This is a genomic window from Streptococcus sp. 27098_8_74, from assembly GCF_041431705.1.
Classification (GTDB): domain Bacteria; phylum Bacillota; class Bacilli; order Lactobacillales; family Streptococcaceae; genus Streptococcus; species Streptococcus salivarius_E.
Genome location: NZ_JAPVYF010000013.1, coordinates 35,573 through 48,814, shown reverse-complemented (window position 1 = coordinate 48,814; position 13,242 = coordinate 35,573). Strand labels below are relative to the sequence as shown.

The window sequence follows — 13,242 nt, the reverse complement described above, 5'->3', positions numbered from 1 at the left end:
AGTTGACAAAGAGCCTTTTTTATTTATCAGGTGTGAGAATCATTGGAATAATGATTGGTTCACGTTCTGTTTTTTCATATAGGAATGGGCGTAAAGCATTGACGATAGCTCCGTTAACAGATTGGATGCTAGCATCTTTGTTCTTAAGAGCGATACGAATAGCATTGAATAGAATGCGTTGGCTTTCGCGGATAAGATCGCCAGATTCACGCATATAGATGAAGCCACGACTGAGGATGTCTGGACCAGCTAGAATCATCTTAGACTTGAAGTCAACAGTAGCTACGGCAAGTACGACACCATCTTCAGAAAGATCACGACGATCACGAAGAACGGCAGCTCCGATATCCCCAATACCATTACCATCAACATAGATATCTTGAGCATTGAAGTGACCTGCACGACGCGCAGAGTCTTTTGTTAGGGCTAAGACATCACCATTTTCCATAATGAAGATATTATCTTTTGGAACGCCACAATCAACAGCAAGACCTGCGTGGACTTTCTGCATGCGGTATTCACCGTGAACAGGCATGAAGAATTTTGGTTTTATCAAACGAAGCATTAGTTTTTGCTCTTGTTGACCACCGTGTCCAGAGGTATGGATATTGTTGATTTTACCGTGGATAACATCAACACCAGCTTCTTGAATGGTATTAATCAGACGGTTAACACTAGTGGTGTTACCTGGAATAGGACTAGATGAGAAGATGACAGTGTCACCAGGTTGTAGTGTCACTTGGCGGTGCATCCCATTGGCGATACGTGCAAGGGCCGCCATAGGCTCCCCTTGAGAACCGGTACACATGATAAGAATCTCACTGGCATGATAGTTTTTCATCTCACTAGGATCAATGATAGTACCTTTTGGAACCTTGATGTAACCTAGTTCAACCCCATTGACAATGGCTTTTTCCATAGAACGTCCGAAGACAACAATCTTACGGCCAGTTTTTACAGCGGCTTCGGCAGCTTGTTGAAGACGGAAAATGTTTGAGGCAAATGAGGCGAAAATAATACGTCCGTGGATGCCTTCAATAATTTTCATAATGGATTGGCCAACAACCTTCTCGGAATTAGTGAAAGTTGGTACTTCAGCATTGGTTGAGTCTGAGAGGAGGCAAAGAACGCCTTCCTCACCAAGTGCAGCCATACGGTGAAGGTCTGCTGGTTCCCCTACTGGTGTGAAGTCAAACTTAAAGTCACCGGTACACACAATTTTACCTTGAGGTGTATGGATGACAATACCGAGAGGTTCTGGAATTGAGTGAGTAGTGCGGAAGAAGGTCACGCTCATATTTTTGAAAGTAAGCTCTGTATTAGCATTAATTTCGTAGAGTTGTGCGTCACGAAGTAGTCCGTGTTCTTCCAATTTTCCTTTGATAAGAGCAAGAGCAAGCGGTCCTGCATAAATTGGGATATTTGCCTGTTTAAGAAGGAAGGGAATCCCACCAATATGGTCTTCGTGACCGTGGGTAATGACAAGTGCCTTTACACGATCAACGTTTTCAACGATGTAAGAATAGTCTGGGATGACATAGTCGATTCCGAGAAGATCGTCTTCGGGGAATTTAATACCCGCATCGACGATGATAATCTCATCTTGGTATTCAATACCATAGGTGTTTTTACCGATTTCCCCCAAACCACCAATCGCATAAACCCCAACTTCTTCAGGTTTTAGATTGATTTTTGATGCCATGGTCTTAGAACTCCGTTACTTCAAAAACGCCTGTTTCTTTTTCGTATTCAAGGGCTTTTTCTGAGAGGAGCTCGATGAATTCGATGTTATAGGCAGTGTTTTTTTCGATGATTTGACGAGCTTGGATACGTCCCTCAAGTTCAGTTTCTGCATCGATATCTAGGTAGAGTGATTTTGTCTGTTCACGGCGTGGATTACGCTCTTTAGTTTCTTGGTAAAAGACTTTATAAATCATGGTTTTCCTTTCTTTCCAAAAGGCTCTGCCATTCTATAAAAAAACCGGTCAAGTTAATCTTTCCATGATTTACTTGACGTTATGATATTCACTTTATGAGTAATAGCTAGTAGCCTTGATTCGTTTAACAATTACTATTATTGTACCATAAGATAAGGGCTAGATAAAGAAAATGGCGGAAAAAGTTGGAAAATGTTCGTTTCTGGGAAACAGTGACTTGTGTTATAATAGAAAAGCATAAAAGGAAACAAGGAAAAAAGATGAAAATATTAGCATTTGATACTTCTAGCACTGCTTTATCAGTAGCCTTGTTGGAAGATGAGAAACTAGTGGCAGAAACAACTGTCACAGTAAAAAAGAACCACAGTATTAGTTTAATGCCCACCATTGATTTTTTAGTTACTCAGGCAGGCTGGCAGCCGTCTGATTTAGAACGTATTGTGGTTGCACAGGGGCCTGGATCCTACACCGGGCTTCGTGTGGCTGTCGCAACAGCTAAGACGTTAGCCTATGCGCTTGACATTGATTTAGTGGGGGTTTCAAGTCTACAGGCGCTGACAGACCTTTCGGTTGACGGTGTTGTGATTCCTATTATGGATGCCCGTCGTAATAATGTTTACGTTGGTTTTTATGAAAATGGTCAGGCCCTCGTCCCAGATTGCCATGCAGCTTTTGTAGATGTTCTTGAGCAAGCTAAAACTTTTGAAAAGGTGACATTTGTCGGTGAAGTGGCTAATTTTGTGGATCAGATTAAAGAAAGCCTTCCAGAAGCAACTATCTTGTCAAGTCTTCCGTCTGCCCAGTTAATTGGTCGTTTAGGCTTGTCCTTGCCTTCTGTTGATGTGGATGCTTTTGTTCCATATTACTTGAAGCGGGTTGAGGCGGAAGAGAATTGGCTTAAGACGCATGAGGAGACTAACCGTGACAACTACATCAAGCGCGTCTAGATTGAGTAGCCAAGAGCAAGCTCAACTGATTTATCGGATTTTGTCGGATGTTTATGACAAATCTCCGTGGACGATAGAACAAGTGGTAGCGGACTTGGCTTTGGATACTACTGAGTATTTCTATGTTTATGACCAGGAAGAAGTTGTTGGTTTTTTAGCCCTTCAAAATTTGGTGGGTGAGCTTGAGGTGACCAATATCGCCGTTTTAAAAGCTTATCAGGGGCGTGGTTATGCTAGTCAGCTGATGAATCATTTGGAAGAGCGTAGTGAGCCTATATTTCTAGAAGTGAGGTCTTCAAATCAAGTCGCTCAGGCACTTTATAGAAAATTTGGTTTTGAAAGTCTAGGAATTCGGAAAAATTATTATCATGAGCCTCAAGAAGATGCAGTTATCATGAGGCGAGAGGAAGTCTAATGGCAGATAGATATATTTTGGCAGTGGAGAGCTCGTGTGATGAGACTTCAGTTGCCGTTTTGAAAAATGAGAAGGAACTTTTAAGTAATATTATTGCCAGTCAGGTGGAAAGCCATAAACGTTTTGGTGGTGTTGTTCCTGAGGTGGCTAGCCGTCACCATGTGGAAGTGGTAACTCTTTGCATTAAAGATGCCCTTTCTGAGGCGGGAATTACTGCTGAACAACTAGATGCTGTAGCAGTAACCTATGGTCCTGGTTTGGTCGGGGCGCTCTTGGTCGGGATGGCAGCTGCTAAGGCCTTCGCTTGGGCACACGGATTGCCTTTGATTCCAGTTAACCATATGGCTGGGCATCTTATGGCAGCGCGTGAGGTTCAAGAATTGGAATATCCCCTCTTAGCACTTTTGGTGTCTGGGGGACACACAGAGTTGGTTTATGTGTCAGAACCGGGGGATTACAAGATTGTTGGTGAGACACGTGATGATGCAGTTGGTGAGGCCTATGACAAGGTCGGGCGTGTGATGGGTTTGACCTACCCAGCCGGGCGTGAAATTGATGAATTGGCTCATAAAGGGAAAGATGTTTATGATTTTCCACGCGCTATGATTAAGGAAGACCACTTGGAGTTTTCATTTTCAGGCTTGAAGTCAGCCTTCATCAATTTACATCACAATGCAGAACAGAAGGGAGAAGCACTAGTTAAAGAAGACCTTTGTACTTCTTTCCAAGCTGCTGTGTTGGATATCCTTCTAGCTAAGACTAAGAAAGCCTTGGAGCGTTATCCTGTCAAGACACTTGTTGTTGCAGGTGGCGTGGCAGCTAATCAGGGCTTACGAGAACGTTTGGCTGAAGAAATCACAGATGTAGATGTAGTCATTCCGCCTTTACGTCTTTGTGGTGACAATGCTGGCATGATTGCTCTAGCAGCTGCTATTGAATGTGATCAAAAACATTTTGCTGAGTTGGACTTGAATGCAAAACCAAGTCTAGCCTTTGCAGGATTTGAAGAATAAGAAGAACCTCTTACTAGTTTGGTAAGAGGTTCCTTTAGAAAGGAATTGAGTGTGTCTGACTTTCGTTTAGGTGTAAAAGCCGCAGTACCGACAGCTTTAGGCTATGTAGCTATTGGTCTAGCCTTTGGTGTTGTAGCAGCCGCTTCGGGTTTATCAGCCCTTGAGGTTGGCCTCATGTGTGCCTTGGTCTATGGTGGCTCGGCCCAGTTTGCCATGTGTGCCTTAGTAGTTGCAGGAGCTGGTCTAGGTGAGTTAACCTTGACTGTTTTCTTGGTTAATTTGCGTAACATGTTGATGAGTTTACATGCAACGACGATTTTTACAAAAACAAGCCTCTGGAATCAGCTGGGAATTGGTAGTCTGATTACGGATGAAAGTTATGGTGTCTTGTTGGGAGAATATGTGCATCATAAAGATATTCCTGCTAACTGGATGCATGGTAACAATATTTTCAGCTATTTGGTTTGGATTGTATCATCAGTTATTGGTTGTTTGATTGGTTCCATGATTCCTAATCCTGAGCTATTTGGTTTGGATTTTGCTTTGATTGCCATGTTTATTGGTTTGTTGAGTAGTCAGATTGATGCCTTGTTAGGGGAAGGCGTGCGTAAGCTACTCTTGATTTTACTATCTATTGCTGTGGCTTATCTGAGCTTTAGTGTCATCTTGTCGGAATCTTTGGCTGTTTTAGTGGCTACTTTGGTTGGATGTAGTGTGGGGGTGATGTGTGATGGCCGTCAATAAGTTTATTCTCATTTCTATTCTACTTGGGTTTGTGGTCAGCTGGGTTCCTCGTGTGCTTCCCTTTGTTTTAGTGAAATACAAGGGGCTTCCAGATATCTTTGTTCGATTTTTGCACTATTTACCAGTTTCTATCCTCTTTGCTCTGATTCTCTCTAGTCTCACGACTGAGAAGATTGGTCACTTGCCACAGTTTAAGTGGATGGAAATCCTGGCTACTGTGCCAACGGTAATTGTAGCCTTTAAGAGCAAAAATCTGCTCTATGCAGTAATCGTTGGTATAATATCTATGGCCCTGATTCGTTTCGTATTTTAGCAAATGAAAAGACTTGGAGTTGCTCTTAGTGAGTCGCTTTCCAAGTCTTTTTTAGTTATTGTTAAAAAAGGCAGCAATATCGTCTTCACTGAGCCCAATCATTGGATCTATAGTTGTCCAATTTTCTTCAGTTAAACGATAGTTTTCTTCTGTTTGCACAGGTTTGTTAACAGACTTATCCACAGGTTGTGAATAAGTGTTAACAAAATCTGGGGATGGATTGATATTTTCCGAAAAGTCTTTGTTTTCAAGGGTTTCTGAGGGGTCGTTGTTTTTCGTTTTTGTTTGATTGGAGGCGCCTGTTGCCTCGTTTTTAACAATCTTTTCGACAGACTTATCAACAGCTTGTGTATAAGTTTGTTCAAAACGTTGGATGAGATAAGTATTTCGTTTAGCCCCCTCGTTGTGAACAGCATAATCAAAGGCTGCGATTTCCCCTAACATGACTAGCTTACTCTTGGCGCGTGTGATAGCAGTGTAGATGAGGTTACGTTGTAGCATACGTCCACTTTGGCGTGTGATGGGAAGGATAACGACTGGAAACTCACTCCCTTGGGATTTGTGGATTGACATGGCATAGGCCAGAGTAATCTTATTCCATTCGTTACGAGGATAGATAACCTCATTGCCATCAAAGGACATGTAAATTTCGTCCTGCTTGCTTTCAGTATATTTACCAGGGATGAGATCAGTAATGATGCCGATGTCGCCATTGAAGACATTGAGTTCAGTATCGTTGACCAGATGGAGAATCTTGTCGTTCTTACGGAAGAAAATGTCATTAAAGGCAAATTGATTGGCCTTTTCTTGAGGATTAAGTAGGTCCTGCATAATAGTATTGAGATTGTTAATACCAGCCTGTCCTCGATACATGGGAGCTAGAATCTGCACATCCTGAGCAGCAATCCCGCTCTTTATAGCGGCAGAGACAATTTTAGGGACCATCTGTGGAATATGGTTGACATTGGCCTCAAAGTAAGAGCGGTCAGCCTTTTTCTCTGTGAAATCAGCGGGTAGTTGGCCTTGACGCATCTGACTAGCTAGGGTAACGATGGTGGAGTCCTCAGATTGTCTGAAAATTTTGGTCAGAGAAACCTTAGGCAAGTCATCAATCTGCAAAAGGTCAGCCAAGACCTGGCCAGGGCCTACGGAAGGCAGTTGGTCTTGGTCACCCACAATGACGACTTGGGTTGAATCAGAGATACTTTCAAAGAGTTGATTGGCCAACCAAGTATCAACCATAGAAAACTCATCGATGATAATCAAGTCGCAATCGAGATAGTCCTCTAAGGTCTTGAAATCGTCCTCGCTATTGAGTCCCAAATGTCTATGGATAGTGGCACTAGGGAGTTGGGTGAGTTCGTTCATTCGACGAGCAGCCCGTCCTGTTGGTGCCGCTAAAATAATAGGCAAATCAGACTTTTTGAGATCTAGACCATGAAGGTCGGCATAAGTTTTAATGATTCCGTTAATAACGGTGGTTTTACCTGTCCCGGGACCACCTGTCAGGATGAAGACCTTGCTTTGTAGGGCTTTGATAATGGCATCTTTTTGAACCTTATCATAAGTAATACCAAGCTCCTCTTCCACCTCTTCAAGACTTGCTTGGATTTTGTCCTCTGCACTGATGTCAGGTTGGTCTTTCATGATACGAGTTAGGTGGGTATAGATGCCCTGTTCCGCAAAATATAGGGTATTATCAAAGATTTTAGTCTCTATATTTTGCACTTTATCCTCTTGGATGAGATTGGTTAATTCCTTCGCGACTAAGGCGGGGTCAAGTTCAATCTGACGAGCACTTTCCAAAAGGATGATAGTTCGTTCAAGCAAGGCTTTGGCTTCGATATAGGTGTCGCCTTCTTCCATGCTAGTTTCTAGCAGACAATGAATCAAGGCAGCTCGTAAACGCTCAGGAGCATCACTAGCAATCCCTAAGCGTTCGGCTAGTTGGTCGGCTATTTTAAATCCGATTCCTTGAACTTCTTCTACCAAGAGATAAGGGTGTTCTTCGATAAGGTTGAGCGATTCTTCCTTATATTGGTTGAAAATTTGTGAGGCAGCTTTTGGTGTGAGTCCATAGCTGGAAAGTTTGGACAAGATTTGTTCGGTTCCATAGTTGATTTTTAACTTTGCAACGAAGGCTTCTCGATTGACCTTGGACAGATTAGGAATCTGTTCTAATTTGCTCGGATCCTCGAGAATCTTGTCAATAGGGTCTTCACCATAAATCTCGACAATACGCTCAGCTGTTTTCTTACCAATCCCCTTAAAATTGTCGCTGGCGAAATACTTGATAAGACCGCTAGCAGAAGGTTTTGACCGTTCGTAGCGCGTCATTTGGAGTTGTTCACCATATTTTGGATGATTGGTTAGCTGACCCCAGAAAGTATAATCTTCGCCTTCCATGACATCTCCCATGGTTCCTGTGACAATGATTTCATAGTCCTCAAAATCACTGTCTGTTTCGTCAATTTCTAAGAGTAGAATACGGAAAAAATTACTAGCGTTTTCGAAAATGACGCGTTCGATAGTTCCTGAAAAATAAAATTCTTGCATGTGTTTTTCCTAGATACATAATAAGGCTGGGTTTCCCCAACCTTATCTTATTCAGTATTTTTAGTTGTCCTCAACGGTACCAATTTTATTAAGTGGCCAGAAGCGGAATTTAACTTCCCCTACAAGAGCACTCTTGTCAAAGTAACCAACTACTCGACTATCTTTGGAAACAATACGGTTGTCTCCAAGTAGGAAATATTTGCCTTCAGGAACAGTGACAGAGAAGGTCGTGTTACCGTCAGCATTGGTTGTAAAGGCCTTGGCATCCTTAGCTAGTTGTTGGAAGTAGCCACTCTTGCTCTTGTCATCGTTGTAAGCATATTCTTTTTGTAGCTTATCTTTGGCAAAGGCAGCCTGGAATTCTTTGAGGTATTCTTCCTTAACTTCTTTGCCGTTGACAGTAAGCTTATCGTTTTGATAGGTGATAGTGTCACCTGGCATACCAATGACACGTTTTACGATTTGTTTCGTTTTACCATTTTCGACTTCCTTGGCAACGACAATATCAAAGCGCTCAATGGATGTATGTTTTAAAACGATAACACGTTGGTTATTTGCTAGAGTAGGATCCATTGAATGGCCGTCAACCTGAACAGGGAGCCATAGGAAGAGGCGAGTCAAGAGGAAGAAGGTGATAAAGAGGAGAAAGAGTCCCCATTCACTAAGGAAAATGAGGAAGTATTGGGTCCATTTGTTTTTCATAGTTAAGGCCTTTCAGGGTTATTTTAAGCGTTGGTAGGCTTTTTTAGTATTAGCGAAATGGTATTTAGCAGTAGCTTGGAGAGCCTGATCTCCATAGGCTTGAAGAAGCTTGGCTGCGACCTGGTCAGATTTAGCACCAGCACCTGAAGGAAGGGTGTAGCCAACCTCTTGGCTGAGTTTGTCCAGATTTTCCAGGAAGAGATTGCGAGCGATGATAGAACTCACCGCAACAGCTAAGTATTTCCCCTCAGCCTTTTCTTCTAAAGTGATAGGAAAGTCAAAGCGATTGCGTTCATTCTTGAGGTATTTTTGATAATTTTTCTCACTGGTGAAGGCATCAATGACAATCTTATCTGGTTTAGCACCTGATTGTAACAATAAGAAGATAGCCTGATTGTGGAGAGCTACTTTAACGGACACAGCATTATGACTCTTACCGTCTCCAACCACTTCATTGTACTTTCTAGGCGAAAGAAGGAGTGCCTTGTGAGGAATTTTCTCCTCCAATATAGGTGCAATCTGACGAATCTTGATATCATTAAGATTTTTAGAATCATCGACCCCAAGAGATTTCAAAAAGGCATGGTCAGCCGGGGTAACTAGACTAGCTACAACAGCTAGACCACCAAAATAGGAGCCATTTCCGACTTCGTCTGATCCAATTAGGGCTAGGTTTTGCCCATCAGGTGAATGCTTAGGTTCAGCTTGGTATCCAAAACGGCTAGCCAAGACTTCTGGCTTAGCTCCTTGGAAAGTTACCTTTCCTGAAGTATAGGCGATGACACTTATTCCATCGACCTTGGCTGAAAAACGTGCATAAGGATTTTTAGTCGCAGTCGCATAGTTTGCCAGGTCCTTTTGAAGTGTCGAAATCTGCTCTGCTGTCATTTTTAATACGATTGTGCCCATGAAATCTATTTTAGCACAAAAAAGGAGAATTGGTAGATATTTTACAGACTCGGAATCTCTGAAAATTATTTTTCTAGAGAAGTGCAAAGTCTAAAATTTACGAATGTTAAAATTTAGGATATAATGATTAGAAAGAGAATGCCTAACCATGCTCTTTTTTCCACAATTAGAGAAAATGGGTTGGCATTTAAGTATCGAACACGCCTCAGAGTAAGTGTCTGAATCTTGCTAAAAAATGGCGATATAAAAGCAATAAAATAAGGAGAAGCTGCGGTGGCGAATCCGCGACCACCATTGATTGGCAGCTAACAAGCAAATGGCAAATAAGAACCGTTACAAATTTCATTTTGGAGAGAAGAACCTCACGCTAACAACTGATAAGGACAACCTATTCATGGAAGAGGTGGAGCGTGTTGCCCATGAGAAATATAAAATTATCAAAGAGCAGATGAAAAATGCTGACAATGAAACAATTGCTATCCTAATGGCTATCAATTCTTTGTCGACTCAGTTGGAACGCGAAATTCAAGTTGAAGATATGGAAAAAGAGTTGGAAACGTTGAGAGCTAAGCAACTTGAGCAACTTAAGGTCAAGGCAACAGCTACAAATGACGATGAGGATGACGCATGATTGGACTCCTTGTCTTAGCCATTATGGCTTGGAATTTCTACATTGGCTACCGTCGAGGCCTCTTTATGCAAGCTTATTACGTGGTTTCAGTCATTATCGCCATGTGTGTGGCGGCCTATTTCTACCGGTCGCTAGGAGAGGCTATCAATCTTTGGGTACCTTATACCAATCCAACCAAGGATGCCAGTATAGCTTTCTTTAAAGATCAGAACATCTTTTCACTTGACCGTGTCTATTATGCGGGTGTTGCTTATTTTGCTATCTACTGTATAGCCTATTATGGCTTACGCTTTCTTGGTATTTTCTTCCATTTTGTGAGAATTGAGCGACTTGATCAGAGACATTACCAAGTGGTGGGTGGGGTCTTGGCCACCTTAGTGAGTCTTGTGCCTTTGACTATGTTGGGGAATATTCTTGCGACTGTTCCTATGAACAACATTCAAACGCTCTTGTCATCGAGCTGGGTTTTACGTATCTTGATTAATGGCTATTTTCCAGTTAGTCAGATTATCCAGCATTTGTGGACAAGTGTGATATAGAAAATAGAAGTCTTCCTTGATTAAGGGAGACTTTTTGTTCTTTGTTTTGGTAGGATATGAAAAAGACCGGACACAAGGTCTCAGTCTTTCTTAACTATTTTTACCCTAAGGTTGCAATGGTACATCCGGAACCACCGGCACTTTGTGGGGCATATTCAAAACTTTTAACATGGCGATGACGGCGGAGATATTTGGTAACAGCATCACGGATGACACCTGTACCAATACCGTGGATGATGTCCACCTGACTCATGTTATTAAGTAGGGCTTGGTCAATAAAGGCATCAAGCTCTTGCATGGCTTCTTCGTAACGTTTCCCACGAAGGTCTAGACGGGCACGAGGACCGCCAGATGACTTTTTGGCTTTTTTAACCACGTTAATCTGTTTCTTCTTAGGTTGTTGGGCTTCCGCTTGGGCACGAACAAGAGTGAATTCATCCGCCTTGAGTGTCATCTTGATGAGACCTACCTGGGCTTCCCAGTTACCATTTTTGGCTTGACTGGTAAGGGTACCACGTTGACCATAGGCGGTAACAATGATATCATCTCCGATACGAGGGGCACGCGCAGCCTTTTCTTTCTTGGCCTTACGAAGGACTTTATTCTTAGAGAGGTCCACTTGAGGGGCAAGTTTCTTGAGTTTTCCTTTGGCGTCGATAACTTCATGAGGCTTGAGTTGACTCTTATCGTGGAGATTTTTGAGAATACTATCGCTCTCAGCCAAAGCTGTATCCACCATCTCTTGAATTTCTTTCTGAGCCTTTTCGAGTTCCTTGTCGTACTCATGGGAGAATTCATTATAGAGTTTCTTGACCGCACGGTTGAATTTAAGGTTTTCTTGCTCAACGTCCTTGATGTGCTCCAGACGTTTTTGTGTTTCCACAGTTTGGGCTTCAAGTTGCTCGATGATACGGTTGACATCACTATCAGTATCCGTGAGGTTTTCTGCTTCCTTGACAATAATCTCATTCAAGCCGAGGCGACGAGCGATTTCAAAGGCGTTAGAGCGACCAGGGACACCCTGCATAAAACGATAGGTAGGGCTTAGAGTTGCTGTGTCAAACTCCATACTAGCATTTTCCACATGTTGCGTCTCAATCCCATAGGCCTTAAGCTCAGGATAGTGAGTAGTAGCCATGGTCTTAATCTGACTCAAACGGAGGTGCTCTAGGATTGCCATGGCTAGACTAGCCCCTTCCTGAGGGTCAGTACCAGCCCCAAGCTCATCGACCAAGACAAGACTGTTGTTGTCGGCAGCATCCAAAATCTCGACAATGTGGGTCATGTGACTAGAGAATGTTGACAAACTCTGTTCGATAGACTGTTCATCTCCGATGTCCGCAAAAATCTCTTGGAAAATGGCCACACGACTGCCCTTATCAGCCAAAATTGGAAGACCAGATTGAGCCATCAGTTGTGCTAGTCCTAGAGTTTTAAGCATGACCGTTTTACCACCGGTATTGGGACCTGTGATGACAATGGCTGTGAGGTCCTCATCAAATCTCAAATCGTTGGCTACTGGATTGATCAAAAGTGGGTGACGAACGTTAAGCAGTTGGAGTGTTTGGTTGTCACTAATCTTTGGAATAACCGCCTTCTTATCCTGGAGATAGAGGTATTTCCCACGAATAAAGTCCATGTGGCCCAAAATCCAAGCGTTGTTGGCGATAGCAGCAGCTTGTGGACGGAGTTGATCAGACAGTTCATGCAGGATGCGGGCCATCTCATGGCGTTCGTCTGCACGTAATTGTGTAATTTCTTCGTTAAGCTGGATAACGGCGCGTGGCTCGATATACACTGTGTTTCCAGAGCTTGAGATGTCATGCACAACCCCAGTAATACGGTTACGGTAGGTATTTTTGACAGGCAGCACTGAACGACCATTACGACTAGCAATCAAACTCTCAGCCAACATGTGGCCAGATTTCTTGAGAATGTCTTGCAAGGTCTGGCGAATGGCATCATCACAAGATTTGAGTTGACGACGGATATTTTGCAACTCAGGGCTAGCAAAATGCTCAATGAAACCACCGTCATTGATGCTTTGAAGACTGCCTTGTAGACTTGGGAAGGCCTCAATCTTTTCGAAAAGACGTTTTAGAGCGACGAGCTCAACATTTTCAAGGTCAGCGTAGAAGCGACCAAGGTCAGCTGAAGCTTGCAGCACCTTCTTGATGGCAATAAGCTCCTGAATGTTGAGGTCAGCATCCAATTCCAAGCGACGCAAGGGTTCAGAAATATCTCGCAAGCTACCAATGGCAAAGCCGTGGTGTTCTACGAGAATCTCTGCCATTTCTTGGATTTCTGTAAATTGATTTTGAATTCTCTCTGGATTGGTCATAGGTACCAAGTCACGTAACTCCGCCTGAGCCTGTTCGGTCTGCAGGTATTCTGTGAACTGGTCCTTGACCTTGTTAAATTCTAATTGGTCTAAAATCTTTGTGTTCATAGCTTCTATTATAGCACATTTGCCTATGGGGCGTGGAGGTGGGAAATGCCTGAGGTCGTTTTATGAGCGGACTCTTGTCATCAGATG

Annotated in this window: 13 protein-coding genes; 7 read left to right on the top strand and 6 right to left on the bottom strand. The window is 42.9% G+C overall.

Going from position 1 to position 13,242, the window contains the following annotated elements; genetic code table 11:
- Window positions 1–19: 19 nt before the first annotated feature.
- A complete protein-coding gene (gene rnjA / locus O3670_RS06605) occupies window positions 20–1,702 on the bottom strand; it encodes a ribonuclease J1 (protein ID WP_002884294.1) in 1,683 nt (560 codons plus the stop codon).
- A gap of 4 nt (window positions 1,703–1,706) precedes the next feature.
- Window positions 1,707–1,937, bottom strand: a complete 231-nt coding sequence (locus O3670_RS06600) for a DNA-dependent RNA polymerase subunit epsilon (protein ID WP_002884752.1) — start codon at window positions 1,935–1,937, stop codon at window positions 1,707–1,709.
- A gap of 260 nt (window positions 1,938–2,197) precedes the next feature.
- On the opposite strand from O3670_RS06600, the gene tsaB reads away from it, so the two are divergent.
- The 5 genes from tsaB to O3670_RS06575 are packed head-to-tail and all read left to right on the top strand — an operon-like array spanning window position 2,198 to window position 5,369.
- Entirely contained in the window at window positions 2,198–2,884 is a 687-nt protein-coding gene (tsaB, locus tag O3670_RS06595) for a tRNA (adenosine(37)-N6)-threonylcarbamoyltransferase complex dimerization subunit type 1 TsaB (protein WP_037602740.1), read from the top strand.
- Window positions 2,844–3,299: a ribosomal protein S18-alanine N-acetyltransferase gene (gene rimI, locus O3670_RS06590; RefSeq protein WP_037602742.1), complete on the top strand. Its 456-nt coding sequence runs from the start codon at window positions 2,844–2,846 to the stop codon at window positions 3,297–3,299. Before tsaB ends, rimI begins: the two co-directional genes overlap by 41 nt.
- Window positions 3,299–4,312, top strand: a complete 1,014-nt coding sequence (tsaD, locus tag O3670_RS06585; RefSeq protein WP_002884621.1) for a tRNA (adenosine(37)-N6)-threonylcarbamoyltransferase complex transferase subunit TsaD — start codon at window positions 3,299–3,301, stop codon at window positions 4,310–4,312. The genes rimI and tsaD overlap by 1 nt, the downstream gene beginning before the upstream one ends.
- A gap of 51 nt (window positions 4,313–4,363) precedes the next feature.
- Window positions 4,364–5,056 (top strand): AzlC family ABC transporter permease, encoded by a 693-nt coding sequence (locus O3670_RS06580; RefSeq protein WP_002884750.1) that lies wholly within the window; start codon window positions 4,364–4,366, stop codon window positions 5,054–5,056.
- Window positions 5,043–5,369 (top strand): branched-chain amino acid transport AzlD family protein, encoded by a 327-nt coding sequence (locus O3670_RS06575; RefSeq protein WP_002884560.1) that lies wholly within the window; start codon window positions 5,043–5,045, stop codon window positions 5,367–5,369. Before O3670_RS06580 ends, O3670_RS06575 begins: the two co-directional genes overlap by 14 nt.
- Window positions 5,370–5,420: 51 nt before the next feature.
- Here O3670_RS06575 and recD2 read toward each other — a convergent pair whose 3' ends face one another.
- Genes recD2 through rnhC form a run of 3 tightly spaced genes read right to left on the bottom strand, consistent with a single transcriptional unit; the run spans window position 5,421 to window position 9,536 of the window.
- Window positions 5,421–7,925, bottom strand: coding sequence for an SF1B family DNA helicase RecD2 (gene recD2 / locus O3670_RS06570; RefSeq protein ID WP_371595911.1), 2,505 nt, complete (start codon window positions 7,923–7,925; stop codon window positions 5,421–5,423).
- Window positions 7,926–7,985: 60 nt separating this feature from the next.
- Complete coding sequence (gene lepB, locus O3670_RS06565) at window positions 7,986–8,627, bottom strand: signal peptidase I (RefSeq protein ID WP_048674972.1); 642 nt, start codon at window positions 8,625–8,627, stop codon at window positions 7,986–7,988.
- A gap of 18 nt (window positions 8,628–8,645) precedes the next feature.
- A complete protein-coding gene (gene rnhC, locus O3670_RS06560) occupies window positions 8,646–9,536 on the bottom strand; it encodes a ribonuclease HIII (protein WP_037602749.1) in 891 nt (296 codons plus the stop codon).
- Between the two features lie 316 nt (window positions 9,537–9,852).
- Between rnhC and O3670_RS06555 the strand changes: the two genes are divergently transcribed.
- On the top strand, window positions 9,853–10,167 hold the full coding sequence (locus tag O3670_RS06555; protein ID WP_004183554.1) for a cell division protein ZapA: 315 nt from the start codon (window positions 9,853–9,855) through the stop codon (window positions 10,165–10,167).
- Complete coding sequence (locus O3670_RS06550; RefSeq protein WP_037602641.1) at window positions 10,164–10,706, top strand: CvpA family protein; 543 nt, start codon at window positions 10,164–10,166, stop codon at window positions 10,704–10,706. The genes O3670_RS06555 and O3670_RS06550 overlap by 4 nt, the downstream gene beginning before the upstream one ends.
- 100 nt (window positions 10,707–10,806) lie before the next feature.
- Here the strand turns inward: O3670_RS06550 and O3670_RS06545 are convergent, their stop codons facing one another.
- The gene (locus O3670_RS06545) at window positions 10,807–13,155 is read right to left on the bottom strand and encodes an endonuclease MutS2 (protein ID WP_037602639.1); all 2,349 of its coding nucleotides are present in this window, start codon (window positions 13,153–13,155) and stop codon (window positions 10,807–10,809) included.
- Window positions 13,156–13,242 lie beyond the last annotated feature (87 nt).

Bases quoted from the DNA above. Each gene is read 5' to 3' on its own strand.
- O3670_RS06545 (WP_037602639.1), bottom strand. From the start codon at position 13,155: ATGAACACAAAGATTTTAGACCAATTAGAATTTAACAAGGTCAAGGAC.
- O3670_RS06575 (WP_002884560.1), top strand. From the start codon at position 5,043: ATGGCCGTCAATAAGTTTATTCTCATTTCTATTCTACTTGGGTTTGTG.
- O3670_RS06555 (WP_004183554.1), top strand. From the start codon at position 9,853: ATGGCAAATAAGAACCGTTACAAATTTCATTTTGGAGAGAAGAACCTC.
- lepB (WP_048674972.1), bottom strand. From the start codon at position 8,627: ATGAAAAACAAATGGACCCAATACTTCCTCATTTTCCTTAGTGAATGG.
- O3670_RS06550 (WP_037602641.1), top strand. From the start codon at position 10,164: ATGATTGGACTCCTTGTCTTAGCCATTATGGCTTGGAATTTCTACATT.
- rimI (WP_037602742.1), top strand. From the start codon at position 2,844: ATGAGGAGACTAACCGTGACAACTACATCAAGCGCGTCTAGATTGAGT.
- rnjA (WP_002884294.1), bottom strand. From the start codon at position 1,702: ATGGCATCAAAAATCAATCTAAAACCTGAAGAAGTTGGGGTTTATGCG.
- recD2 (WP_371595911.1), bottom strand. From the start codon at position 7,925: ATGCAAGAATTTTATTTTTCAGGAACTATCGAACGCGTCATTTTCGAA.
- rnhC (WP_037602749.1), bottom strand. From the start codon at position 9,536: ATGGGCACAATCGTATTAAAAATGACAGCAGAGCAGATTTCGACACTT.
- tsaB (WP_037602740.1), top strand. From the start codon at position 2,198: ATGAAAATATTAGCATTTGATACTTCTAGCACTGCTTTATCAGTAGCC.
- tsaD (WP_002884621.1), top strand. From the start codon at position 3,299: ATGGCAGATAGATATATTTTGGCAGTGGAGAGCTCGTGTGATGAGACT.
- O3670_RS06600 (WP_002884752.1), bottom strand. From the start codon at position 1,937: ATGATTTATAAAGTCTTTTACCAAGAAACTAAAGAGCGTAATCCACGC.